This window comes from Pseudodesulfovibrio sp. 5S69 (genome assembly GCF_037094465.1).
GTDB classification, from domain to species: Bacteria; Desulfobacterota; Desulfovibrionia; order Desulfovibrionales; family Desulfovibrionaceae; genus Pseudodesulfovibrio; species Pseudodesulfovibrio methanolicus.
Genome location: NZ_CP146609.1, coordinates 110606 through 135284, shown reverse-complemented (window position 1 = coordinate 135284; position 24679 = coordinate 110606). Strand labels below are relative to the sequence as shown.

At 64.8% G+C, this 24679-nt stretch carries 27 protein-coding genes; 14 read left to right on the top strand and 13 right to left on the bottom strand.

What is annotated here, in order from left to right; genetic code table 11:
* Positions 1-200: 200 nt before the first annotated feature.
* Complete coding sequence (locus V8V93_RS00705; RefSeq protein WP_338668444.1) at positions 201-872, bottom strand: D-lyxose/D-mannose family sugar isomerase; 672 nt, start codon at positions 870-872, stop codon at positions 201-203.
* 90 nt (positions 873-962) lie between these two features.
* Between V8V93_RS00705 and V8V93_RS00700 the strand changes: the two genes are divergently transcribed.
* Positions 963-1382: a GNAT family acetyltransferase gene (locus V8V93_RS00700; protein ID WP_338668443.1), complete on the top strand. Its 420-nt coding sequence runs from the start codon at positions 963-965 to the stop codon at positions 1380-1382.
* Here the strand turns inward: V8V93_RS00700 and V8V93_RS00695 are convergent.
* Entirely contained in the window at positions 1339-1791 is a 453-nt protein-coding gene (locus V8V93_RS00695; protein ID WP_338668442.1) for a WYL domain-containing protein, read from the bottom strand. The two genes, V8V93_RS00700 and V8V93_RS00695, sit on opposite strands and share 44 nt — an antisense overlap.
* A gap of 277 nt (positions 1792-2068) precedes the next feature.
* Here V8V93_RS00695 and V8V93_RS00690 point away from each other — a divergent pair, with 277 nt between their 5' ends.
* The 4 genes from V8V93_RS00690 (at position 2069) to V8V93_RS00675 (ending at position 5631) form a co-directional block, all read left to right on the top strand.
* Complete coding sequence (locus V8V93_RS00690; RefSeq protein ID WP_338668441.1) at positions 2069-2539, top strand: bactofilin family protein; 471 nt, start codon at positions 2069-2071, stop codon at positions 2537-2539.
* A 12-nt stretch (positions 2540-2551) separates the two neighbouring features.
* On the top strand, positions 2552-2710 hold the full coding sequence (locus V8V93_RS00685) for a hypothetical protein (RefSeq protein ID WP_338668440.1): 159 nt from the start codon (positions 2552-2554) through the stop codon (positions 2708-2710).
* A 228-nt stretch (positions 2711-2938) separates the two neighbouring features.
* Positions 2939-4147, top strand: a complete 1209-nt coding sequence (gene serB / locus V8V93_RS00680) for a phosphoserine phosphatase SerB (RefSeq protein WP_338668438.1) — start codon at positions 2939-2941, stop codon at positions 4145-4147.
* A gap of 350 nt (positions 4148-4497) precedes the next feature.
* On the top strand, positions 4498-5631 hold the full coding sequence (locus V8V93_RS00675; protein WP_338668436.1) for an AI-2E family transporter: 1134 nt from the start codon (positions 4498-4500) through the stop codon (positions 5629-5631).
* 97 nt (positions 5632-5728) lie between these two features.
* On the opposite strand, the gene V8V93_RS00670 is transcribed toward V8V93_RS00675, so the two are convergent.
* The 7 genes from V8V93_RS00670 to hflK all read right to left on the bottom strand — a co-directional run bounded on the left by V8V93_RS00670 (position 5729) and on the right by hflK (position 13588).
* Positions 5729-6352: a LysE family translocator gene (locus V8V93_RS00670; protein WP_338668435.1), complete on the bottom strand. Its 624-nt coding sequence runs from the start codon at positions 6350-6352 to the stop codon at positions 5729-5731.
* A 229-nt stretch (positions 6353-6581) separates the two neighbouring features.
* On the bottom strand, positions 6582-8000 hold the full coding sequence (locus tag V8V93_RS00665) for a sensor histidine kinase (RefSeq protein ID WP_338668434.1): 1419 nt from the start codon (positions 7998-8000) through the stop codon (positions 6582-6584).
* A gap of 561 nt (positions 8001-8561) precedes the next feature.
* Positions 8562-9617 carry a hypothetical protein gene (locus V8V93_RS00660; protein ID WP_338668433.1) on the bottom strand — a complete coding sequence of 352 codons (1056 nt, stop codon included), beginning with the start codon at positions 9615-9617 and terminating at the stop codon, positions 8562-8564.
* On the bottom strand, positions 9618-10505 hold the full coding sequence (gene panB / locus V8V93_RS00655; RefSeq protein WP_338668432.1) for a 3-methyl-2-oxobutanoate hydroxymethyltransferase: 888 nt from the start codon (positions 10503-10505) through the stop codon (positions 9618-9620).
* Between the two features lie 152 nt (positions 10506-10657).
* Complete coding sequence (locus tag V8V93_RS00650; protein WP_207264196.1) at positions 10658-11380, bottom strand: LexA family transcriptional regulator; 723 nt, start codon at positions 11378-11380, stop codon at positions 10658-10660.
* A gap of 276 nt (positions 11381-11656) precedes the next feature.
* Positions 11657-12505, bottom strand: coding sequence for a protease modulator HflC (gene hflC, locus V8V93_RS00645; protein WP_338668429.1), 849 nt, complete (start codon positions 12503-12505; stop codon positions 11657-11659).
* Between the two features lie 12 nt (positions 12506-12517).
* Positions 12518-13588 (bottom strand): FtsH protease activity modulator HflK, encoded by a 1071-nt coding sequence (gene hflK / locus V8V93_RS00640; protein ID WP_338668428.1) that lies wholly within the window; start codon positions 13586-13588, stop codon positions 12518-12520.
* A 214-nt stretch (positions 13589-13802) separates the two neighbouring features.
* On the opposite strand from hflK, the gene V8V93_RS00635 reads away from it, so the two are divergent.
* The 6 genes from V8V93_RS00635 to rnhA all read left to right on the top strand — a co-directional run bounded on the left by V8V93_RS00635 (position 13803) and on the right by rnhA (position 18482).
* Positions 13803-14081 carry a hypothetical protein gene (locus tag V8V93_RS00635; RefSeq protein WP_338668427.1) on the top strand — a complete coding sequence of 93 codons (279 nt, stop codon included), beginning with the start codon at positions 13803-13805 and terminating at the stop codon, positions 14079-14081.
* The gene (locus V8V93_RS00630) at positions 14078-15166 is read left to right on the top strand and encodes an efflux RND transporter periplasmic adaptor subunit (RefSeq protein WP_338668426.1); all 1089 of its coding nucleotides are present in this window, start codon (positions 14078-14080) and stop codon (positions 15164-15166) included. The genes V8V93_RS00635 and V8V93_RS00630 overlap by 4 nt, the downstream gene beginning before the upstream one ends.
* Entirely contained in the window at positions 15166-15867 is a 702-nt protein-coding gene (locus V8V93_RS00625; protein WP_338668425.1) for an ABC transporter ATP-binding protein, read from the top strand. Before V8V93_RS00630 ends, V8V93_RS00625 begins: the two co-directional genes overlap by 1 nt.
* 290 nt (positions 15868-16157) lie before the next feature.
* Positions 16158-17387: an ABC transporter permease gene (locus V8V93_RS00620; RefSeq protein WP_338668423.1), complete on the top strand. Its 1230-nt coding sequence runs from the start codon at positions 16158-16160 to the stop codon at positions 17385-17387.
* Between the two features lie 101 nt (positions 17388-17488).
* Entirely contained in the window at positions 17489-18004 is a 516-nt protein-coding gene (locus tag V8V93_RS00615; protein WP_338668421.1) for a hypothetical protein, read from the top strand.
* A 10-nt stretch (positions 18005-18014) separates the two neighbouring features.
* The gene (gene rnhA, locus V8V93_RS00610) at positions 18015-18482 is read left to right on the top strand and encodes a ribonuclease HI (RefSeq protein WP_422394431.1); all 468 of its coding nucleotides are present in this window, start codon (positions 18015-18017) and stop codon (positions 18480-18482) included.
* A gap of 616 nt (positions 18483-19098) precedes the next feature.
* Here rnhA and V8V93_RS00605 read toward each other — a convergent pair.
* Complete coding sequence (locus V8V93_RS00605; protein WP_338668418.1) at positions 19099-19584, bottom strand: CinA family protein; 486 nt, start codon at positions 19582-19584, stop codon at positions 19099-19101.
* A gap of 87 nt (positions 19585-19671) precedes the next feature.
* On the opposite strand from V8V93_RS00605, the gene V8V93_RS00600 reads away from it, so the two are divergent.
* On the top strand, positions 19672-20094 hold the full coding sequence (locus V8V93_RS00600; RefSeq protein ID WP_338668416.1) for a hypothetical protein: 423 nt from the start codon (positions 19672-19674) through the stop codon (positions 20092-20094).
* Between the two features lie 72 nt (positions 20095-20166).
* Positions 20167-20520 carry a DVU0772 family protein gene (locus V8V93_RS00595; protein ID WP_338668414.1) on the top strand — a complete coding sequence of 118 codons (354 nt, stop codon included), beginning with the start codon at positions 20167-20169 and terminating at the stop codon, positions 20518-20520.
* Positions 20521-20628: 108 nt separating this feature from the next.
* On the opposite strand, the gene V8V93_RS00590 is transcribed toward V8V93_RS00595, so the two are convergent.
* The 3 genes from V8V93_RS00590 to V8V93_RS00580 form a co-directional block, all read right to left on the bottom strand.
* Positions 20629-21813, bottom strand: a complete 1185-nt coding sequence (locus V8V93_RS00590) for an MFS transporter (RefSeq protein ID WP_338668412.1) — start codon at positions 21811-21813, stop codon at positions 20629-20631.
* A 140-nt stretch (positions 21814-21953) separates the two neighbouring features.
* The gene (locus V8V93_RS00585; RefSeq protein WP_338668410.1) at positions 21954-22430 is read right to left on the bottom strand and encodes a DUF3124 domain-containing protein; all 477 of its coding nucleotides are present in this window, start codon (positions 22428-22430) and stop codon (positions 21954-21956) included.
* Between the two features lie 66 nt (positions 22431-22496).
* Positions 22497-23243 (bottom strand): sulfite exporter TauE/SafE family protein, encoded by a 747-nt coding sequence (locus V8V93_RS00580; RefSeq protein ID WP_338668408.1) that lies wholly within the window; start codon positions 23241-23243, stop codon positions 22497-22499.
* 99 nt (positions 23244-23342) lie between these two features.
* Here V8V93_RS00580 and argJ point away from each other — a divergent pair, with 99 nt between their 5' ends.
* A complete protein-coding gene (argJ, locus tag V8V93_RS00575; RefSeq protein WP_338668406.1) occupies positions 23343-24524 on the top strand; it encodes a bifunctional glutamate N-acetyltransferase/amino-acid acetyltransferase ArgJ in 1182 nt (393 codons plus the stop codon).
* The last annotated feature ends 155 nt before the right edge of the window (positions 24525-24679 follow it).

The following is a 24679-nucleotide window of genomic DNA, read 5'->3' as shown; positions in this document are numbered from 1 at the left end:
CAGGGACCAAAAATGGACTATAGCCGTCCGTTTTTTTTTCGCAACGAAAAACGTCAACAGTCACGCAAACATGGTGATCGCGTGACCGTCGTCCGGAGGCGTTCGGAACCGCGCCGTCGCGGGACGGCCTTCGAGAGGGGCGGCGGACGAAAAAAACCGCCCGGAGGGGCGGTCTTTCCTGTCGCGGGAAAAGAGAAAATCTATACGTAGTCCGGGTAGTCCGTGCACAGCAGGTGCAGCGGGGATTCGTCCTCGTCGATTTCGGGGAACCGGGCCTGGGGCTCGTGGAACCGGTTGTCGGTGTTGTCGTCGTTCACGGACGAGACCTCGCCCACCAGGACCTTGCCCTTGCCGGGCTCGCCGTAGAAGCGGTGGTACATGCCCTGTTCCAGGAAGATGGATTCGCCGGGCGTGAGCACCACCGCGCCGCCGGGCTGGACGATGCGCGTGAACCCGTCCACGGACACGGCCAGGGGCTCCTTGGCCAACTCCTCGCCGGGCGTGGAGCCGTACAGCTCGATGACCAGGTTGCCGCCGCCCCGGTTGATGATGTCCTCGGTCTTGGACCAGTGGAAATGCATGGGGCAGATCTGGTTCTCGCGGACGATCATGATCTTTTCCGCATAGTTCTTGGGATGATGGGTGGCCAGATTGCCGTTGCGGATGGTGAACAGGATCAGCCCGCGCTTCCCGAAGTCCCCGGCCCCGTAGTCGGTCAGATCCCAGCCGAGCTGGTTGCGGACCACCTCGGAGTCGCCCTTGCCCTTCCATCGCTCGGGGGACCAGAAGGCCCACGGCGGCAGGGCGAACTTGAAGGAGGCGAAGAATTCCTTGGCGTCTTGAATGAGGGCGTTGATCTCGCTGCGTTTCATGAAATCTATCTAGGTGAGCCGGGTACCGGCGTCAAGAAGAAGCGGCGGGCGCGCCTGGACTTCCGGACCCGACACGGCTACACAACCCGCATGTCCGCCTCCATCGTTACCTATGACGACGCCCGCCACCGGGGCCGGGTCTCGGCCCTGTGGCGCGAGGTCTTCGGCTATCCGGCCGCCTACAACGATCCCGCCTGCGCCATCGACCGCAAGATCGCGGTGGACGATTTTTTTTGGGTGGCCGAGGACGGCGGGGACGTGCTCGGGACCATCATGGCCGGGTACGACGGCCACCGGGGCTGGATCTACTCCCTGGCCGTGGCCCGGGACCGGCGCGGGCACGGCCTGGGCTCCCGCCTCCTCAACCACGCGCTGGCCGCCCTCAAGGCGCGCGGCTGCGTCAAGGTCAACCTCCAGATCCACGAATCCAACGAGGCGGTCCGCCGCTTCTACGAGGCCCACGGCTTCACCGCCGAGCCCCGCCTGAGCATGGGCAAGGTCCTGGAGTAGCCTGCAACGCCGTTCCCGCCAGGGCCTGGAAGAGTTCCTCTCCGGAGAGCTCCGCGCCGTCGCACGCTATGGGCCCCACGATCCGGTCCAGCCTGAAGAACCGGTTCTCGTTGCGCAGCGAGCAGAAGCCGTGCAGATAGACCCGGCCCTCCGGGCCCTCCGCTATCTCGTCAAGCTCGACCTTTCTGTGCGACCAGCCGGATGAGTTGGAATCGTAGGAAAATTCGATGGACGCCTGGCCCCTCCAGGGCGTGGTGAGAGAACGCCGCCAGCCGTCGAACGGATCGTACTCATCCTCCAAACCGGCTTCGCGCGGCTCCACCGGGACTCCGGCTGGACTGTTTTCCTTTTTCCTTCCGAACAGATAGATGACAATGATCAGGAGAACGGCAAAAGCTATCCAGCCCATGTTCTGTCCTTTGCCGTGCGAGGCGTTGCGGGTTGCTTCCGGAAACGGATGTCATTTCCCCAATCCATATCATTATGCTCGGCCGTTTGCATTGCCTGATACCCGTAGCGGGCGGCCCCTTCATGGGCTCTCCTTTTATTATCGGACCGGGCCGTTGCCCTGTGGAAAAAAAAGTGGCATTCGGTGCCAGCGGGGTATATAGGGAAAACCTGCTCTGCTGTATTGAGCGCAACACGGGGCGGCTTCGGCCGACCGGGAAACGAGCGAGGAAGACGATATGGGCCTTTTCTCCGGCAAAAACACCAAAGAGAAATCCGAATTGAACGCCTTCCTGGGCGTTGGCACCGAATATAAGGGCAAACTCGACTTCGTCGGCACGGTCCGTATCGACGGCCGGTTCGAGGGCGAAATTTCCACCGATGGCGTGCTCATCCTCGGACGCAAAGCCTCCATCGAGGGGACCGTGCGCGTGGGCCAGCTCAACTCCTGCGGAGAAATCCTCGGCGACGTCCACGTCAAGGAAAAGGCCGTGTTCGAAAAGACCAGCGTGCTCAAGGGCAGTCTTGACACGCCGGTGCTTGTGGTGGAAAAAGGCGCCGTGGTCGAAGGAACCGTCAGCATGACCAAGGCGGCGGCCGTCGAGGCCAAGCCCAAGGTCGTGTCCGCGAATTTCGGCGGCGGCAATGCCAAGCCGGTCGCCAGGGAACTTGAGGTCGCCAAGACCGGCTCCGACGACAGCGGAGCCTAACGGAGGTTAACAATGTTTGAAGTGGTTATCGAAGACAAGGGCGCGGAATACGTCGCCTTTACCGCCGAGGACAAGCGAGAGGCCGAACTGCTCCTGCAGCGTCACGTCCGCTCTCTCACCGACGGCCTGGCCTACATCCGCGAGGCCAAATCCGAACCGAAAAAGAAGTAACCGGCCCGCCCCGGTTGCCCCGAGTCCAGCCCCCGCCGCGCCGCGCCGGGGGCTGGTCTCGGTTGTGCCCCCGGACCCCCATCCCCTCTTCCTTCCTTAATTTTTTGGTGTCGCTTCGCGGGGCTGGGCGCGTTTTGCCGTGCTGACGGGTGCCTGCGGCGCCCCAAGGTTTACTGTCTTGGGGATATGTGAGATGGTCCGCACGAAGTTCGCACGGGGGTTTTATCCATGGAAAAGATCATATTGGTGCATGTGACGGGCGGCGACCGGCCCGGGCTGACGGCCGAATTGTCCGGCGTCCTGGCAGGCTACGACGTGGACGTGCTCGACATCGGACAGGTGGTCATCCACAACTTCCTGACGCTCGGCATCCTCATCCGGCTGCCCGCCAACTCCCAGCCCGTGCTCAAGGACCTGCTCTTCAAGGCCCACGAACTCGGCGTGACCATGCGCCTGCATCCCCTGGACGAGGAAAAGTACAGCTCCTGGGTGGGCGAGGCGCACAAGCCGCGCTACATCATCACCCTGCTGGCCCGCTCGGTCTCCTCCTCGCAGATCGCGGCCATCACCAAGGTCGTGTCCGAGGCCGGGCTGAACATCGACACCATCTACCGGCTGTCCGGCCGCGTGCCGCTCGACTGCAACGACTACGAATGCTCGCGCGGCTGCGTCGAGTTCACCGTGCGCGGCACCCCCAACGACGTGGCCGCGCTACGCGCCCGGTTCCTGGAAATTTCCTCCCAAATGATGGTCGACATCGGCTTCCAGGAAGACAACATCTTCCGCCGCAACCGCCGCCTGGTGGCCTTCGACATGGACTCCACCCTGATCCAGGCCGAGGTCATCGACGAGCTGGCCAAGGAGGCGGGCGTGGGCGAACAGGTGGCCGCCATCACCGAATCCGCCATGCGCGGCGAACTCGACTTCAAACAGTCCCTGCGCAAACGCCTCTCCCTGCTCGAAGGCCTCGACGAGTCCGTGCTGCAAAAGGTCGCCGACCGCCTGCCCATGTCCGAGGGAGCCGAGAAACTCATCTCCAACCTCAAGAACGTCGGCTATAAGATCGCCATCCTGTCCGGCGGGTTCACCTACTTCGGCGAGATCCTGCGCAAACGCTACGGCATCGACTACGTCTACGCCAACGAGCTCGAAATACAGGACGGCAAACTCACCGGCAAGGCCGTGGGCGATATCGTCGACGCCCAGAAAAAGGCCGAACTGCTCCAGTCCATCGCCGACCAGGAAGGCATCTCCCTGCAACAGGTCATCGCCGTGGGCGACGGGGCCAACGACCTGCCCATGCTCAACCTCGCCGGCCTGGGCATCGCCTTCCACGCCAAACCCAAAGTCAAACAGGGCGCCCGGCAGGCCATCTCCACCCTCGGCCTCGACGCCATCCTCTTTCTCCTCGGCATGCGCGCCCGCGACGTGGTGTAGCGCGCGGCGGGGGAAGAACCGGGGAAGGGAGGAAAACCCTTTGAGAAAAGGGTTTTCCTTCCCTTCCGCCCCTCATCCCTCCTTTTCCTAAACTTTTTGTGCCGCTGTGCGGACCGTGCGGGCGCGGTGTGGCGTGCTGTCGCGCGTTCGTTTTTTCATGGTTCGAAGGGGCAGCTTTTCGCGTCCGCACGCCCTTGCCGAAGGCACACAAAAAGTTTGGGAGGGGGTCCAGGGCAGCGCCCCGGCCGCCGGAGGCGAAGCATCTTCACACAAGTGGGCGTTGTCTAAAGCGGGGCGGGCTGGTAAGGAACGGGGCAGATTCATTTTCTTATCTTTTTTCAGGAGGGGCCATGTTCGAGAGCGGCAAGCCGTATACCTTGGATTCCGTGGTGCGGATGGTATTGGGGGCCGGATTTTTCATCGGCATGGTCTGGCTGCTGGGCTATCTCTCGGGCGTGCTGGTGCCGTTCGTGGCGGCCTTGCTGGTGGCCTATCTGCTCAATCCCCTGACCTGTTTCATCGAGAAGCGCGTGGGCAACCGTGGTGTGGCCGTGCTGCTGACGATGCTGTTGTTGCTGGTGGTTTTGGCCGGGGTGGTCCTGCTGGTGGTGCCCATGGTGGTCGGCGAGTTCGCGCACATGGGCCAGGTCCTGTCGAGGCTGGTCTCGAACACCGAGTTCGCGGACAAGGTGGCCGCCCATCTGCCGCCGGACATCTGGCAGTGGGTGCGCGACACCGTGCAGTCGCCCGAGGTTCGCGACCTGTTCACGGCCCAGGGCGCGCTCAACGCGGCCAAGGGCGTACTCGGCAACCTGGTGCCGGGCATCCGGGGCGTGGCCGTGGGCGCGATCAACGCGGCGGCCGGGCTGTTCGGGCTCTTCGTCATCGTCCTGTACGTCATCTTTCTGCTGGCCGATTTCGGGCGTATCAAGGCCGGGTGGCAGGACTACCTGCCCGCCCGGTACCGCGAGGGCGTGACCGGGTTTCTGGACGAGTTCGAGAAAACCATGGGGCTGTATTTCCGGGGCCAGATCATCGTCTGCCTCCTGGTGGGCGTGCTCATGTCCATCGGCTTCATGCTCATCGGGCTCCCGCTCGGGCTGGCCATGGGTATGCTCATCGGCATCCTGAACATTGCCCCGTATCTGGGCGTGGCCGGGGTGGTCCCGGTCCTGCTTCTGGCCGGGCTCGATTCACTGGAGGGGGGCCAGTCCGTGTGGGTGGGCATCGGCCTGGCCGTGGCGGTCATGGCCGTGGTCCAGGTCATCCAGGACGCGGTCCTGGTCCCGAAAATCCAGGGTGAGAGCCTGGGCTTGTCCCCGTGGCTCATCCTCCTGTCCCTGTCGGTCTGGGGCAAGCTGCTCGGCTTCCTCGGCCTGCTCATCGCCCTGCCCATGACCTGCCTGTGCCTGTCCTACTACCGCCGCCTGCTGGCCAAGAAGGCGGCGGGAACCCCGCCGGATCCGGTGGCGGAAACGGACTGATCACGGTAACGGGAAAGCAGAAAGCCCCCGGTCCATCCTCGGACCGGGGGCTTTTTTTCTGTGCTTGCGGAGGCCTGTCGCGCGTCGCAGCGGCTCCCTATGCCCGCTTCAATGCGGCCGTCACTATCCCGGCGCCGATCAGCGTCGTCCCGCCGATGCGGTTGACGATCTTCATGGCGCCGGGGTTGGCTACGATGCGCCGGGCCCTGACCGCGAGCAGGGCATAGAACAGGGCCGACGCCATGCTCAGGACCTGGACGGTGATTTCGAGGATGAGCAGTTGCGGCAGTTGGGGGCGCTCCGGGACGATGAACTGGGGCAGGAAGGCGCACAGGAAGACGATGGCCTTGGGGTTCGTGGCCGTGACCACGCAGGCGTTGAGCAGGTGGGTCCGTCTGCTGGCCGGGCGCGCGGCGTCCGGTCCGGGGCCCGCTTCGGGGGTGGCCCGCCAGGCCCTGATGCCGAGGTAGACCAGATAGGCCGCGCCCGCCCATTTGAAGAGGGTGAACAGTTCGCCCGAAGCGGCCAGGAGTACGCCCAGCCCGGCCAGGGAGGCCGTGGCGGCCACGGCGTTGCCCAGCCCCACGCCCAGCGCCAGGGGCACGGCGGCGCGCCGTCCCTGGGCCAGCGAGCTGCCCACGACCATCATCACGGTGGGGCCGGGGATGAGCAGCACCACCACGGTGGCGGTCAGGAAGACCAGATAGGTATCGAGATCCATGCGCGCTCCGGCGGTGAGAGGGAATTCGAGCCGCGATTGGACAGGCAATCCGCCCGATTGTCAAGCCGGTGCTCCCGCCACCCCATCGCTCATCTTTCTTATCCCCCCCAGCCCGGATGGAGGCTTGGGAGAGTGGGGCGGCTGTGCATTTTTCGAGGGACCGTTTGACCGCAGCGTAGCCGTCTACGTGAGGATCAAACGGTCCCTCGAAAAATGTGCAGACGGCCCGCTATCGCAAGCCGACGTCCTGGGCCTGCTCGAACGGGAGTATGAAGGAGAACTCGTTCCCCTCCCCGTTGTGCTTGTAGGCGACCTTGCCGCCGTGCAGTTCGACCACCTGGCGGACGAAGTAGAGGCCGCGGCCGGTGCCCGCCTTGTGGGCCACGTTGTCGGCGCGGAAGCCGGGTTTGAACACGTCCATGGGCTCGTTCAGGTCCAGGGGCGCGCCCGAGGAAGTCACCCACACGCGGATGCCCGGCTTGCCCGGCCCGAAGAAGTCGGCCAGGACCTTCCAGCCGTAGGTCACGCATTTCTCCTCGCCGCCTTGGCCGTCGGGCACCGGTTCGGTGTACTTGAGGGCGTTGGACAGGAGGTTGTCCAGGACCTGGGAGATGAGGCCCCGGTCCAGGACCAGCCGGATGACCTGGTCTTCTGTGCATTCGCCGATCAGGACCAGTTGGATGTCGTGCTCCTCGAACCGGTGGCGGAACCGCTCTATGACCGGGGCGACCACCGAGGTGGGCAGGTTGACGTCCCGCTTTTCGAGCACGTAGCGGCCTTCCTCGAAGTGCCGCCGCCGGAGCAGTGTCTCCAGGAACATGGAGGTCGATTCGTAGTGCGAGTATATCTCCTGGTACTGGGCTTCGATGCCCCCGGCGATCTCGGCCAGGTGGTTGCCTTCGTCGACGAGTTCCGGGGTCGCGCCCTTGTTGACCTTGGCCAGGATGGAGGTGGTGGCCAGGTGCAACTGTTCGATCTTGCGCTTGAGCCGGTTGAAATAGAGCTTGTAGTACATGTTGGGCACGATGACGTTGTGCCCGATGTCCTGGACCATGGACTTGATAAAGGCGATGTGTTCGCGGTTGCGGGCACGGATGATCCGGTGGTGGAGCTGATATCCCACGCGGTTGACGTATTTTTCCAGGAAGAGCCGGGCGTGGCCGGGCAGTCCGGCGCAGGGGCGCATGACGAAGCTGCCCAGGATGTTGTGGGGCGGCTCGAAGGAGAGCAGGTCGTTGTATTCCGGGTTGCCCCGTATGGGGATGTGCATGCTCTCGCCCTGGATGGTCAGGCGGTCGTTCATGACGTCGCTCCACGGCCGGGTGGAGTCCTTGTCGCACTTGCCCGAGGAGCAGGCGGCCAGGGCGAAGGTCTCCTCGTCCTCAAGGAGATACATGGTCGACTCCAGTCCGAGCAGGGCCTGGGGGATGGCCATGCAGACCGCATAGAACATCTCGCGCCCGCGCAACTCCTGGGAGAGCTCGAAAAAAATGTTCAGGGCCAGTATCTGCCGCCGGGAGAAGTCGTATCCGTCGTAGTCCAGGAACTTGGACTCGATGCGCTCGATGATGAGGGCGAGGCGCTCGTCGTCGGTGAGGTCGAGCAGGCTGTCGCCGGAGAGGTCGTGGTCCTTGTCGAGGTCGTTCATGCGTGTGCGTCCGGGCCGGTTGGAGGATGACGGTTTGACACATACATACCCCGTTGGGGCGATTCTGACAAGGAAATGACCGGATCGGTCTGGAAATCGCGGGTATTTCGGAGAGGCGAAAGGGCCGCTTGCGCGGCCCTTTCAGGGGGTTAGAGGTCTGCTTTTGAGGAGGGGTTTGAGGTTAGAAACTGCTTTTCAAGGGAGGTATGGTATATGCTAAAAGGCCTGGTCCTTGTGCCGTTTCACCCGGACGGGATGGGGGGTTGACGTCCGGACGGGCACGGGGACCCTGGCCGTTAAGCCGAAATCTTCCCCGACTTCCCGGACGCCGGGGGCGGCGTCCGGGTCGGTGAGGAGGGGCCGCCGCAACAACACGACGGCCAGGATGATGAGAGTGACGGTAACTGCATCAATCATGACTTGCTTTAAGCACAGCCCGTGCCAAAGATTCGAAGTCAATAATTACAGCATGTTACCGATTCATTGCATGTTCAACGTATGTGCAATGTGATGTGCATTACACATTTTTTTGTGCAGTGTTGCACAAAGCGGGCGGGGGAATCAGTTCATGAGCAGGGCGTAGGCCGCGCCCACCAGGGCGATGGTCAGGCTGCGGGAGACCTGGTTGTAGAGGATGAGCTTGAAGGCCATGCGCGGGCGGAAGATGCCCGCATAGTAGGGGAACTGGTGGCGGAAGGCGCGCACCGGCGAGGAGAGCACGTTGCCGAGCATGAGCGCCAGGATGACCTGCACCTGGGTGAGGCTGGTGTCGGCGATGAGCGCGCTGGCCACGGCCAGCCCGGCGGTGAACTCGGCGGCCATGTGGAAGGCCACGATGGACAGGGCCTCGGGGGGCAGGAAGGTGAACAGCGGCACCCCGCCCGCCAGGGCCGACTGGATCCAGGTGAACAGGCCGAGCTGCTTGAGCACGAAGAACAGGGTATACACGGGACAGGTCACGTAGAGGATCTTGGGCAGCCGCTTGAGGAACCGTTTCCAGGCCTGCCCCAGGGCGCGTCCGAGGTTGGCCGCCAGCCTGCGCCGGACGATGAGGATGGCCGGGCCGGGCCGCCGCCTGAGCCGTTGCCAGGTGATCTTCACCCTCTTTGCGTCCTGGCCTTCGATCTCGGCCAGGCGGCACGGCAGGCAGCCCGGCGGCAGCGGGGGGAGCAGAAATTTGCCGGCGAAGACGATGCCCGTGGTCCGCAGGACCGAGGCGAGCGCGGTCAGCCCCACGTAGGTGTAGGCGGCCGAGCCGATGAACGGGCTGGCGATGAAGAAGATGGTCGGCAGGTGCAGGAAGTAGGTGGGCAGGGAGTTGAACAGGTTGGACAGGACCAGTTCACGGTCCGACAGTTCGCCCCTTTCATGGGCGTCGGCGAGCATGGTGTTGGCCGTGATCCCGGAGAAGAAGGCCATGGTGAAGCTGGCCGCGGAGATGTCCTTGAGCCGGGCGCGCCGGGCCAGGGGGTCGGCCAGCTTGGCCGCGTAGCGGGTCCAGCGCAGGGACTCGATGAGGATGCCCACCATCAGGGCCACGGAGATATAGAAGGTCAGCCTGATGAGCGGCCAGAACAGGCCGCTCCAGAGCACCGGCCAGGAGAGGTCGAGGTGCATCTACTTCTTCTTGGGTTTGACCTTGATCTTGCGGACCTGGGCCAGTTCGGCCTCGGGCATGTAGAAGGTGTTCTTGTCGCCCGGGAAGGTGGTCTTGCGGACCTCGGCGCAGTATCGCTCCACGGCCTGGCGCGAGGCCTCGCCCAACTCGGCGAAGCGGCGCACGAACTTGGGGGTGAAGCGGTCGAACAGGCCCAGCGCGTCGTGGTAGACCAGGACCTGGCCGTCGGTCACGTTGCCCGCGCCGATGCCGATGGTCGGGATGTTCACGGCCTCGGTGATGAGCTGGGCGGCCTCCACCGGGATGGCCTCCAGGACCACGCAGAAGGCGCCCGCGTCCTCCACGGCCTGGGCGTCCTCGATGAGCACGCGGGTGGCCTCGGCGGACTTGCCCTGGGCCTTGAACCCGCCGAACTTGGCCACGTGCTGCGGGGTCAGGCCCACGTGGGCCATGACCGGCACCCCGGCCTCGGTCAGGGCGGTGATCTGCGGGACCACGGTTTGGCCGCCTTCGAGCTTGACCGCCCTGGCCCCGCCCTCGCCCATGAGCCGGTGGGCCGTTTCGAGCGCCCGGTCCACGGTGGCGAAGGACATGAACGGCATGTCGCCGACGAGCAGGGCGCGCTTGACGCCCCGGGCCGCGGCCCTGGTGTGGTGCACCATCTCGTCCACGGTCACGGACAGGGTGTCCGGGCGGCCGAGCACGACCATGGCCAGGGAGTCGCCCACCAGGACGAGGTCCACGCCCGCCTGGTCCGCGATGAGCGCGGACGGGTAGTCGTAGGCGGTCATGCAGCAGATCTTGTCGCCGCCCTTCATGGCCAGGATGTCGGGCGCGGTAACGGGCTTGGCCTGGGACGCGGGGGTGGGCTTCTTGGTGGTACTCATGGCCCGGAGAGTAGGGCCGCAGGTGGCCCCAAGTCAAGTATTCATGCGCCTTTCCGGGCCGGAGCGGCGCGCGCCGGACGCGAAAAAAGGGCCGTCCGGCGAGCGGACGGCCCTTTTGTGCGTTCCGGTGTCGGCCGAAACCCTCGCGGGCCCTACATGGGGGCGAGGTTCTGCAGGACCCAGATGACCCGGCCCACGGTGCGGTCGTTCATCTCTTCGGCCGGAATGGTCAGGTCGGAGTACTGGTCGTTGTCCGCCTTGAGCAGGAAGGTGTCTCCCTGGTGGAAGACCCGGCGGATGGTCAGCCCCTGGTGCGGGAAGTGGACCGCGCACAGGTCGCCGTCCGGGTGCTCGCTCTGGTCTCGGTCGATGCCGACGAAGGCGCCGCGGGTGATGACCGGGTCCATGCTCGCGGAGTCGACCTTGACCACCAGCAGCTTGGGGCGGCAAAAGGACTCGGGCACGGACAGTTCCTCGATGGACTTGGGCTCCCAGTCGGCGGCGTCCTTGTCCGCGCCGGCCATGGTGGAGACCGGCACGAGCCGTCCGCGCGAGTTCATGCGGCCGTAGGGGGCCGGGGTCTCGCGCAGCAGGGTGTCGGCCGGGACCTTGGCCTTGTCGGCGTTGATGTACACGGGCTCCACGCCCTCGGACAGCCAGTCCGGGTCCAGCCCGTGGCTGCGGTACAGTTTCAAAAACCAGTCAGCGGGGATAGAGCATCGGCGCTTGGCGTCCGAAATACTCGACTGACGAACGTCGAGCACTTCGGCTAGCTGGACCTGGGTGCGGGCCCCGGTCGCTTTCTTGATGCGTTCAAGTGCTTCCTCGAACCACTTGAGCTGCGCTTCGTCACATCTCCGTTTTTTCTTGGGCATAGTCGCTCCTTAACAAGTGATGGCGGCATGAAGGGGGCCTGTCCTTATAATCGGAATATGGCAATCCCTGTATGCTCGCCATTATATTTTTCAAGGGGGTAATCCCCCGAACCAAACGATAGGTTCTGTCAACTTCGCTTTGCCGGGAAAAACTCCTGGCGACTTTGGGAGAATCTCCCGATAATGTCAATGATATCGTTTAAGGTTATTTTTGGCAAAAGAAAAAGGATGTGGCCCTTGTGTGACCACATCCTCATTCGAGACATAGGTGTTTTTCTATTGCAGATGTTTCAGGAAGGGGCTCTTGGGCGTCAGTATGAAGCGGGTATTCTTCTCGAAACCGCGCTTGTAGGCGTCCAGGCTCCGGATGAAGTCGTAGAAGTCGGGATTTTGCCCCAGTGACTCGGCGTAGATCTTGGTGGCCTGGGCGTCGCCCTCGCCCCGGATGATCTCGGCCTGCTTGCGGGCGTCGGCCAGGATGATGGCCCGTTCCTTGTCGGCGTTGGCCTTGATCTTGGCCGAGGCCTCCTGGCCTTCGGAGCGGTACTGCTTGGCCTGGCGCTCGCGCTCGGCCTTCATGCGGCCGTAGATGGACCGGGCGTTCTCGGCGGGCAGGTCCGTGCGTTTGATGCGCACGTCCAGGACCTCGATGCCGTAGGGCAGGAGCAGCTCGCGGGAGCGTTTGGTCACCGCGTCCATGATCTCCTGGCGCTTGTGCGAGACCACCTCGATCAGGGTGTAGCGGCCCAGCGCCACCCTAAGCTGCGAGCGGACGATGTCGTCCAGCCGGGCTCGGGCGCCCTGGATGGTGCGCACCTTGGTGTAGAAGGTCAGGGGGTCGGTGATCCGCCACTTGGTGTAGGAGTCCACGTTCATGTACTTCTTGTCCGTGGTGGTGATCTCTTCAGGCTTGGCGTCGAAGTCCAGGATGCGGGCGTCGAAGAAGACCACGTTCTGGACCAGCGGCAGCTTGAAGTGCAGGCCCGGTCCGAGCTTGTCGCTCACCGGGCGGCCGAGCTGGATGACGATGGCCTGCTGGGTCTGGTCCACGGTGAAGGCCGCGGAGGTCAGGACAAAGGCCCCCAGGATGATGACAACGGCTATGATGATGGTCGATTTTTTCATGTCATGTCCCCCTTATTTCCCTTCCTTGGGGGCAGCCCGGCGGAGCTGCTTGTCCAGGGGGAGGTAGGGTACGGATTGCTTCAGGGCGTCGTCGGACATGATCAGCTTATCCGCATCGGGATTGGAAAGGATGGCCTCCATGGTCTCCAGGTAGAGGCGCTTGCGGGTGATGTCCTTGGCCTTGTCGTACTCCTTGAGCACGGACAGGAACCGGGCGGCGTCGCCCTCGGCCCCGCGGACCTTGGTCTCCTTGTAGGCCTGGGCCGCGTTGGTGATGCGCGAGGCCTCGCCGCGTGCCTTGGGCAGGATGTCGCGCTGGTAGGCCTCGGCCTCGTTGATGTAGCGGCTCTTGTCCTCGCGGGCGGATGCCACGTCCTTGAAGGCCTCGATGACCTCGTCCGGCGGATGCACGTTCTGCATCTGCACGGCGACCACGGACAGCCCGCTGTGGTAGTTGTCCAGGATGCGCTGCATCAGTTCGCGGGTCTGGACCTGGATCTCCTGCTTGCCGGTGGTCAGGGCGTCGTCGATCTTGCCGTTGCCGATGACTTCGCGCATGGCCGCCTCGCCCGCGTGGGCCAGGGTCTGCTCCGGATCGTTGACGTTGAACAGGTAGTTCTCGGCGTCCTTGATCATGTACTGGACGATGAACTGGACCGAGACGATGTTCTCGTCGCCCGTGAGCATCAGGGATTCCTCCTTGACCTCGCGGCTGACGCCCTGCTGGAAGCTCTGGGTGATGGGCCTGCCCACGGACCGGAAGCCGAATTCCACCCGCCGGATCTGGGTCACCTTGGGGGTGAGCACGCTTTCCACCGGGTAGGGAATGTGGTAGTTCGGGCCCGCCGTGGTGATGCGGTTGAACTTGCCGAACTGCTTGACCACGCCGACCTCGTCGGGTTCGACGATGTAGAACCCGCTGGCGATCCAGAGGAGGATGAAGAGAGGAATGACGAGTTTCCAGCCGGGTAGCTTGAACCGCTTCAGTTTGTCGAGCTGGTCCTGGAAATCGTCGAAGCTCGGCGGCTTGCCGCCGGGGCGCCCCTGTTGCTGCTTTTGTAATTTGTCCCAATCCCAATTCATAATGACCACAAGTAGGCATATTGCCGGGACAGGTCAAGAAAAGCCGGAGGAAAAACCATGAGCGCGACCGTATCGGGCATAATCAGGAGCCGCGGGGCGTGAGCGGGGCCATCCCCCGATCGGGCTTTTCCGCCACTTCCGCTCCCTCGTCCCGTGCCGCGTCTTCCGGTCCGGAAGGTTCGCGGCCGAGGCCCCGGAACACGGCCGGTTCCGCATGGCCGGGCGCAACGCCGCCGGCTTCCCGTTCTTCGACCGCGCCTGCCCCGACGGCGGCAATCTGGGCACCAGCCGCGACACCCGGCCCGCTTTATGTAGAAATTATCCGCCCGAGTCGCTATATTGTCAGGGCGGCCGACTCCCGGACGGCTGCGGCCCCGCCTGTAGGGACGTGACGTTCCGCGACGTGCTGACGGGCCGCAAGCCGTTCAAACCCGCCGATTTCTCCGCCGTGCTGCGCCGGGAAATCCAACAGGAAAAAGACAAGCAGACATGAAAAAGCTCATATTCATCCTCATCGCCGTGCTCCTGACCGGGGGCGGCGTCTGGTACTTCACCGCGGGCCAGTCCGGGGACAGGATCAAGGTCCTCAAGACCGCCAAGGTCACGCGCGGCAGCGTGTCCAAGGTTCTGGAGGCCACCGGCATCGTCAAGGCCCAGGTGGGCGCCCAGGTCAAGATCGGGGCCCAGGCCACCGGCGTACTCGAATCCGTGCCCGTCAAGGTCGGGGACCACGTCAAAAAGGGCGACCTCATCGCCAAGATAGACGCCCGCGAGCTCAAGGCGCGCATCGCCGAGGCCAAGGCCAACCTCGACCTGGCCCAAGCCAAGCTCGAATACATGGAAAAGAACCTGCCCCGCAAGCGGACCCTGGTCCAGAAGCGGCTTGAGGCCCAGGATTCCCTGGACGTGGCCACCCAGGACACGGAGATGGCCCGCTACAGCGTGGCCGCGGCCAAGGCCTTCCTCGACACCCTCAAGGTCCAGCTCTCCTACACCAGCATCTACTCGCCCATCGACGGCGTGGTCAGCCAGGTAGCCGCCCAGGAGGGCGAGACCATCGTCTCCGGCCTGTCCGTGTCCAACCTGATCACCGTGCTCAACCCCGAAAAGCTCGAGATGTGGATTTACGTGGACGAGACCGACGTGGGCCGCGTCAAGCCCGGCCTGCCCGTGCGCTATACCGTGGACGCCTACCGCGACAAGGTCTTCAAGGGCACGGTGGACCGCATCTACCCCGAGCCCGAGATCCGCGACAACATCGTCTACTACCGCACCCTGGTCAAGGTCACCCGCGAGCAGGCCGACTTCCTGCGGCCCGAGATGACCACCCAGTGTAAGATCGTCGTCCAGACCAAGGACGACGTGCTGACCGTGCCCAACAACGCGCTCAAGTGGGTCAAGGACCGCCAGGTCTGCTTCCGCGTGACCGACCCCGAAAAGCAGCCCGAGGAGGTCACCCCCGAACTCGGCCTGACCGGCTTGGAGCGCTCCGAGGTCCTCAAGGGGCTGTCCGAGGGCGACGTGGTCGCCACCCAGCTCGTCCTGCCCGGCGCCAAGGTCGGCAAGAAGGGGCTGTGATGACCCAGCCGGCCATCTCCCTTCAAGAAATCACCAAGACCTTCCTCCAGGGCAAGGGCGACGAGCCCGGGCCCGGCATCGAGGTCCTCAAGGGCATCACCCTGGACGTGGCCCCCGGCGAATTCATCGCCCTGCAGGGCACGTCCGGCTCGGGCAAGTCCACCCTGCTGCACATCATCGGCCTGCTCGACCGGCCGACCGCCGGCGTCTACCGCCTGCTCGGCCGCGACGCCTCCAACCTCGACGACGACCAGCAGTCCGACCTGCGCAACCGGGCGCTGGGCTTCGTGTTCCAGTCCTTCTACCTGATCTCCTACGCCACCGCGTTCGAGAACGTCATCCTGCCCGGCCTCTACTCCGGCAAGCCGCGCTCCGAGCTGACCGCCCGCGCGGAGAATCTCCTGGAGCGCGTCGGGCTGGCCGACCGCATGCACTTCAAGCCCTCGCGCCTGTCGGGCGGGCAGCAGCAGCGCGTGGCCATGGCCCGCGCCCTGCTCAACGACCCGCAGATCCTCCTGGCCGACGAGCCCACCGGGCAGCTCGACTCCACCACCTCCGGCGAGATCATGAAGCTCTTCCACGACGTGCACGGGGCCGGGCAGACCATCGTCCTGGTCACCCACGACGAGGACGTGGCCCGCGAGGCCGACCGCATCATCCGCCTGCACGACGGGCGCATCGCCGAGGAAGTGAAGGTGTAGAAAAGGAAAGAATGCCTCCGGCGGGCCCTCGCCGGGCGGGCGCCTCCGGCGGCTCAAGAACCTTTTGGAAAAGGTTCTTGAGAATCTCCAAAACTTTTTGGGTGCCTACGGCAGGGGCGTGCGGAAGCGAAGGGCGGAGATGGGGAACACGGATTCCCAGGCAGGAATTTTGATAAGTTATTAGAATTGTAACGAGAAACAGACGGAACCCGGCTCACCCTCCCCGCGAAGCGGCGCTGAAAAGTTGAGGAGGGTGAGAGGGGATGGGGGGCCGCCGGAGGCGAAACGCGATGATACGGACCTTGGCGAGAGTGGCGGGCATGGGCTTGGAGGCTGTCTGGGCCTTCAAGCTGCGTTCCATCTTCGTGGTCTTGGGCGTGGCCTTCGGCATCGCCTCGCTGACCCTGATCGTCACGGCCGTGGACGGGGCCAACCGCATGGCCGTGGACATGGTCGACATGTTCGGCCCGGACGCGGCCCTGGTCTTCGGCGGCAACTTCCGGAAACGGGCCGTGGGCATGCGCACCCTGACGCTCAGCCGCGAGGACGCCGCGCGCATCCGGGATTCTCTGCCCGGCGCGTACCAGGTGCTGCCCATGCGGGCCAAGTACGGGCAGACGGTCCGGGCGGGCAACCGCACCTACCAAGACGTGGTCATCGTCGGCACGACCCAGGGCTATTCCAAGGCCTGGAACTGGCCGCTGAGCGAGGGCCGCGACCTGTCGGCCGAGGACGAGCGCGTCGGGGCCAAGGTCGCCCTGCTGGGCGAAACGCCGTCCCGCGAACTGTTCGGCGGCGAGTCGCCCGTGGGTCGGGTCCTGTACATCTCGGGTATTCCGTTCCAGGTGGTCGGCAAGCTCTCCTACCGCGGCGTGACTTCGGGCGGGGGCGGCGACGTGGACAACCGCATCATCATCCCCCTGTCCACCCTGGTCCAGCGCTACAACATGGACCGCAAGTACTTCCGCGCCCTGCGCGTCAAGTTCGTGGAGCCGGACTACATGCCCGCGCACACCGAGAACCTGCGCTCCCTGCTCCGGCACCTGCACCACCTCGCGCCCGAGGAGGACGACGACTTCTCCATCGTCACCGCCGACGAGATCCTCAAGTTCCTGGCGTTCTTCAAGGGCGGCCTGACCGTCTTCCTGGGCGTGACCGCGGGCATCGCCGTGCTCGTGGGCGGGTTCGTCCTGGCCAACCTCTTCTCCATCTCGGTCTCGGAGCGGGCCGAGGAGATCGGTTTGAAAAAGGCCATGGGCGCGCGCAATTCCGCCATCATGCTGCAATTCCTGGTCGAGGCCTGCGCTCTGACCATGCTCGGCGGGGTGCTCGGCCTGTTCCTCGGCCTGGGGCTCGGCCAGTTTCTTTCGCGCCTGGACATCCTGACCATCCAGTTCTCCTGGAAGGCGTTCTTCATGGCCCTGGTCGGGTCTCAGGCCGTGGGCCTGGTCTTCGGCCTCAAGCCCGCCCGGCAGGCCGCATCCCTGGACCCCATCCAGGCCCTGCGCGGCGAAGGCTAGGGCGCCGATCCGGGTTCGAGTGCCGCGCTGCAGCCATCGGCCCGAACCCGCGTGTACGCTTGGCCCTTGCCTGAAATCCCCCCGCACGATAGAGAGCAGAAATGCGCCGCATCAACATCCCCCGAGTGTACGGTTCCTCGCCCCGGGAAAAGGTCATCCGCTCCCTGGCGCTCATCCTGGTCTTCGCCGCCGTCATCTGGGCGTTCATGAAGAACAACGAGCACGTGGTCGAGGTCCTCAACCAGCAGAGCGCCGTGTACGACGAGACCGGCTCCCTGACCAGGGACCAGAAGAAGATGATCGTCTCCTTCACCCAGACCCTGCGCGACAAGTGGGGGCTCAACTGCAAGATCCAGGTCTACGGCGGCGACTTCGTGGTCCCCGAACTGGACGACAAGACCCTGTACATCGGTCTGGCTCCGGCCATCGACGCGGCGGAGCTGCGCTTCCCGCCGCTCCTGCGCACCGCGTTCGGCCCGGAATTCATCCAGTCCCTCAAGACCACGTTCCTGCTCCCGTCCTTCAAGGAGGGCGACTGGCCCCTGGCCATCCAGGAGGTCTTGGTGGAAATCCTCAAGAAACTCGATTCATTGAACAAGGAGAACAAGAGTGAGTGATCGCGTGACCATGTATACGGACGGTTCCTGCCTGGGCAACCCCGGCCCCGGCGGCTACGGCGCGGTCCTCATTCACGGCGAATACAAGGGCGAACACGCCGACAACTACAAGGAACTCGCCCAGGGCTACAAGCGGACCACCAACAACCGCATGGAACTGCTCGCCGTCATCGTCGGCCTGTCCTCCCTCACCCGCCCCTGCACCGTGGACCTCTGGACCGACTCCAAATACGTCCAGCAGGCCATCACCCAGCGCTGGCTCAAGAACTGGCAGCGCAACGGCTGGAAAACCGCGGCCAAGAAACCGGTCAAGAACCAGGACCTCTGGCGACGCCTCATGCCCCTCATCGAAGAACACGACGTCACCTTCCATTGGGTCAAGGGACACGCCGGACACCTGCTCAACGAACGCGTCGACGACCTCGCCCGAGGCGCCGCCTCCAGCCGGGATTTGCTGGTCGACGAAGGCATGGAGTAGGAGAAGCCTCCGGCAGGCCCTCGCCGGGCGGGCGTGAAAGACATGCCTCCGGCGGCTTAAGAACCTTTTGGGAAAAAGGTTCTTAAGAATCTCCCAAACCTTTTGTGTGCCTTCGGCAGAGGCGTGCGTTCGCGCGGAGCGGTCTGTTCCGCGTGGGGACGGAGTGTGCACGGCCAGGCGGTGTCCCGAAGGGATCGCGCCGGACGGCCACGGGCCTCGGAGGGCCGCCCGGCGCGATCCCTTCGGGACGGTTGCCAACGCCGCAGGCGAGGTCGGGCTGAACGTATTCAATCGGTTTGGCGGCGTTTTCTTGCGGCTGCTAAAAAAGTGGTTCTTTCCGCTTTCCGCCTTCTCTAAAAACAACCCGCGATTTCGAGCGGGAAAAACGGCGTGCTCCTTCACGAGAAGAGGCACGCCGTTTCATCCGTTTTTTCCGCCCGAAATCGCCAACCGGCACGGCGGAAGGCGTCCCTTGCCAGCCTTCCTTGCCGCACGAACCTGAGCGAAGCGAACATGGGGGTGCAGGGGGTCTTGCTCCCTGCCGGGTCCAGGGCAGCGCCCTGGTCTCCCCGAAGGGGCCGCTGGAGGCCTCCCCCCAAGCCATCCCCCACCAGCGCTACTTGGTCACGCCGAGCAGTCCGTTGATGGCGGCCATGACGGTCTGGCTTTTGACCTGGTCGCGGGTGCCCTGGAAGTTGTACAGCTTGGCGCGGGAGCCGCCGGGCCAAGCCCAGGCGATCCAGACGGTGCCGACCGGCTTTTCCGGGGTGCCGCCCGAGGGACCGGCGATGCCGGAGATGGCCACGGACACGTCCGCGCCGATGGTCTTGAGCACGCCTTGGGCCATGGCCAGGACGACCGGTTCGGAGACCGCGCCGTGTGCTTCCAGGGTTTCGGCGGGCACGCCGAGGAGTTTGTTTTTGACCGCATTGGAGTAGGCGACCACGGCCCCGGCGAACCATTCGGAGCTGCCGGGGGTGTCGGTCAGGGTGCTGGCGAGCAGGCCGCCGGTGCAGGACTCGGCGGTGGCCAGGAAGCGGTTTTCGACGCGCAGGCATTCGCCCACTTCGGCCACGGCCCGCGAGATGAGATAGGTATCCATGTTGTTCCTCCGTGCCATGGTTCTACAAAAACCCGTAATGGGTTGCAATGACGGCGGGGTCGTTTGTATGGTCCGGGGGGAGGGAGCATGGTCGTCACGCCGTCGTCATTGTTCGCGCTCGCGGTGTCCAGGCACCGGCAGCCGTGGAACTGGAGCCTGCATTGCGCGGCCCTGGTCCTGTTCGGCCTGGCCTTGTTTTCGCACGGCTACCTGATGCTGGCCGCCTCGCTGATCCTGCTGGGGGTGGGTTTTTTCGAGCTGAGGCTGGACACGCCGCCGGACAACCGGTGGTTCCGGTTCGTGCGCGGCGGCGTGGAGTGGGAGAAGAACTGGTCGGCCGCGCCGTGGAACCGGGTGAAGTGGTCGCGGCTGGCGTTCACGGTGCTGGCGGCCGGGCTCGCGGTCTGGGCCCTGTGGGACCGGGAGCTGGCGGCGCTGATGCTCCTGGCCGGGTTCGCGGTCCTGGCCTGGGTGGTCCGGCTGAACCGGGAGAACGGCATCGACCCGTGACCGCGGGGGTGGACAGAATTCCAGATGAGACCTATTATCAAAAAAATGGAATAAATACCTTTTGGAGGGAATATGAGCGACGACACCAACGCCTGCAAGCAGTGGCTGAACGAAGTGAACTGGGACATGATCCACGAGGATGCCGTCACCCTGTACCTGGAATGGGGCAACAACAACTACCGCGACGCCATGCGGTCGCCGGTGACCACGTCCGGCGAATATTCGGTGTATTTCGCCCTCGACACCTGGGCCGAGCCCAAGGTGGTGCTCATGCGCATGAACAACTACGGTTCGACCGTGCTCTGTTCCAAGAAGATTCCCGAGGACCTGGCCCGGCAACTGCTCGACGACATCAAGGGCATCAAGGGCATCCTTGAACTGACCCCGCCCATCAAGGAGTGGCTGATGAAGGAGCTGGAGGCCTAGAGGGCCGAATTCGGCAGCAATGCATCGCGCCGGAAGCGAAAATCCCGCGACCGCACGCCCGAAGGCTGTGGTCGCGGGATTTTTTTCGCTTTGTTTCGGCGGACGTGGTCATGAGGCCGTCTGTCCGCCTCCGTTCTGCCGCAGCAGATAGGCCGCGGCCAGCGCGCCGGCAAGGCCGATCAGGCCGGCCACGATGAAGGCCGTGGGGATGGCGGACCAGTCCACGATCAGGCCCAGCGCCAGGGGGCCGGCGACCTGGCCCAGGCTCATGGAGGAGGTGAACGCCCCGGCGGCCGCGCCCATGCCGTGGATGCGGCCCCGCTCGGTCTGGATGGCGATGCAGGCGGCGCGGGACACCGAGCTGAGCAGCCCCATGGCCAGGGAGAGCAGGAAAAACATGACCATGGTCCGGCAGTAGGCGATGGCGCACATGGACAGGGCGGCCAGGACGCCGCCCCAGAGCACGAAGGCGACCCGGTGGCGGGGGAACCGGTCCACGAGCAGGCCGCAGGGATACTGGACCAGGGAACCGGCGAGCATGTAGCTCGACAGGACGACCCCGACCCCGGTGACGCTGGCTCCGCTGACCTTGACCGCCAGCATGGGGAAAAAGGAGTTGAAGCCCCAGCGGTAGAAGCCGCGCGTGGCGAAGTAGGTCATGACTCCCCACATGGGGCGGTCGCGGAAGATGGGCAGCAGCCCCTTGAACCCGGACGGAGACTTCCCGGACCGGGGCGCGGTGGCCGGGGCGTCGGGCACCAGGAACAGGATCAGCAGCAGGGCGAGGAACGACAGGACGCTCATGGCATAGAAGGGCGCGGCCATGCCGTAGTGGTCGCACAGCCAGCCGCCCAGGTAGGGGCCCCCGGCCATGCCCATGAACATGGACATGAAATACAGGTTGCCGATGCGGCCTTCCTGGCCCACCGGGGTAATGTCGCCCACGTAGGACTGGGCCACGGGCGTGACCAGCACGCTCGCGCCGCCCTGGACCAGGCGGATGAGCAGCAGCAGGGTGGGCGAGTCGGCCGAGACATAGGCCAGGGAGATGGCGATGAACAGCGCGAGCCCCGCCATGAGGATGCGTTTTTTTCGGTGCTGGTCGGCGAACCGGCCCACCAGGGGGGCCAGGAAGAGGCGCGACAGGGCGAACCCGGAAAAGATGGCGCCGATCTGAACGCCCGAAGCGCCCATGCCGTGGGCGTACAGGGGCAGAATCGGGGCGATGACCCCGATGCCGAGCATGACGACCACGGTGGAGATGAACAGGCTGGTGAATACGCTGGATTTCATGCTTTCGGTCTTTTTCTCGCGGCGGCCTGCGGGCCGGCTTGTGCGGCTCCCGTCACGGGGTCGGGGCGGAACCGTGCGGGCGGGAGGGAGGCGGATTGCGCGCGGATTGCGGACGGGCGGCCCATGCGGGCCGTTTGCCGTCAGTTCTCTTCAATGACCACGCCGTCGCAGACAAAGGAGATGCCCTGTCCGGAGGCGGTCCCGATCATGACCGCCTGGATCACGGGCACGGCGGCGTCGTTTTCGGCCTGCCACTTGACCGTGAAGTTGGCCCCGGAGCCGCCGGACTGGTCGCGCTCGGACACGTAGACCTCGCGGGTGCCCATGGGCGGGATGGATATGGGGTCGGTGCAGTGGTCCTTCACCAGGTTTCCGTTGTTGTCGTAGTACTTCACCGAGGTCACGGTGATGGCGTGCTTCTGGTCCACGTTGCGGATGGAGAGCAGGGCGGACAGTTTGTACGGCTTCCCCTTGGGGCCCTGGTAGACATGGGAGTAGATGGGCACGTACACGGTCTGTCCGTTCGACACGAAGAGCTTGCGCCCGGCCAGGGCGGGCAGGCTGAAGACGGCCACGGCCAGGACGGCCGCGATCAGGCGAAGGGACGTGGTGCGCATGGCGGGAACTCCTTGGATATCCGATTTGCACCCAGAATAGGCCGGTTCCGGGCCGGAAGGCAAGGCCTACAGGAAGGCGCGCACGACCAGCCCGACGCCGAGGAGGCCGATAAGGGCGAAGACGATCTTGCGGAAGGCGGCCTCGGGCAGCCTGCGCCGCACCTTGCTGCCGATGTAGATGCCCAGGAACACGGGGGCCAGCCCCACGACGGAGACGGCGACCAGCTCCCCGGACACGAGCCCCAGCTTGTTCAGGCCCACGAGCATGATGATCGAGGACAGGGTGAAGGAGGTGTTGATGGCCTGGACGAGTTCGTCCTTGGAGATGGGCAGGGCCATGAGATAGGGCAGGATGGGCATGATCTGTGAGCCGGTCAGCCCGTTGATCGTGCCGGTGACCACGCCCACGGCGCAGTCCAGGAGCGGGCGCTGGGTCAGGCGCAGGGTGCCGCCCCACAACCCCCCGCCGCCATAGAGGATCATGGCCGCGCCCAGGACCAGGCGGGGCGTGGCCGAGGAGCTGCCGCCCAGCAGCCACAGGCCGAGCGCCAGGCCGGGCAGGGCCGCCAGGAACATGAATTTGAAACGGCGCAGGATGGGCAGGAAGCCGCCCGCGTCGATCATGACCAGGGTGTTGGACAGCAGGGACGGGATGATCACCAGGGGGATGGCCACGCGCATGTCCAGGTAGGCGGCCATGATGCCCAGGCAGGTGGTGGCGAAGCCGAGCCCGGCCGTACCCTTGAGGAAGGCGGCGAAGAAGAACGTGAGGAATATCAGCGCGAGGGTGAGCGGGTCCATGGCGACAGGCATACGCCCGCTCGCGGGGCGAGGCAACCACTTCCCTCTTTTCAGCGGGCCGACTCTGCGTTATGGCTGTGGTCGATTCGAAAACAGCATCCGGAGAACCCGATGAAGATACCCGTTGGATACAGCTTCGCCGCGGCCGCGGCGTCGTTCAAAAAAGCCGGCAAACTCGACCTGGGGGCCATTGTCAGCCGGACTCCGGCCGTGGCCGCCGGGGTGTTCACGACCAACAAGTTCAAGGCCGCGCCCGTGCTGCAGTGCATGGAGATGCTGGCGGACGGCCGGAAGATGTCCGGCTTCCTGGGCAACTCGGGCCAGGCCAACGCCTGCACCGGCGACCAGGGCCGCGCCAACTGTCGCGAGACCCTGAACCTGGCGGCCCGGGCGCTCGACGTCCCGGCCGACGAGCTGCTGCCCGCCTCCACCGGGGTCATCGGCGCGCAGTTCGACATGCAAAAATGGGCCGACGTCATGCCCGCCCTCAGGGAGAGCCTGGCCACCGCCGGCCCCGAGGACACGGCCCGCGCGATCATGACCACGGACACGATGCCCAAGCTGGCCGAGGCGTCCTTTGAGCTCAAGGGCGGCGAGGTCCGCCTGCTCGGCATGTGCAAGGGCGCGGGCATGATCTCGCCGAAGATGGCCACCATGCTCTGCTTCGTGGCCTGCGACGCGGATATCTCGGCCGAGGCCTGGCAGACCATGCTGGCCGACTGCGTGAACCTGACCATCAACCGGGTCACCGTGGACGGCGACATGTCCACCAACGACTGCGTCATGGCCCTGGCCAACGGCGAGTCGGGCGTGGCCATCGAGTCCGAGGACGACTACGTGCTGCTGCGCAAGCACCTGCTCTCCGTGCTGGAGGAGCTGGCCTACAAGATCGTCATGGACGCCGAGGGCGGCACCAAGGTGGCCTTCATCGAGGTCTCGGGCGCGAAGAGCGACGCGGACGCCGAGAAGGTGGCCCGGGCCGTGGGCAACTCGCCCCTGGTCAAGACCGCGCTGTTCGGCTCGGACCCCAACTGGGGCCGGATCATCTGCGCGGCGGGCTACTCGGGCGCGGACTTCAAGGCCGAGGACCTGGTCCTCAAGATCGGCGGCGTGCTGGTCTTCCGCAACGGCACCCCGGAACCGGGCAACATGGACGACCTGCTGAACCCGATCATGAAGGAGCGGGACATCGTCATCCACATCGACGTGGGCGACGGTCCGGGCTCCTCCATGCTCCTGGCCAGCGACCTGACCCGCGAATACATTTCCATCAACGCGGACTACCGCAGTTAACTAGTATTTAAGAAATATACCGACCCCCCATCCGCATCCCGCTCCGCCGAAGGCGGCACAGAAAGTTCAGGAAGGGAGAGGGATGGAGTCCGAGAAGGAGAGGAAAGCCCTTTCAAAGGGTTTCCCTCTCCCTTCCCCGGCCGCCGGAGGCACAC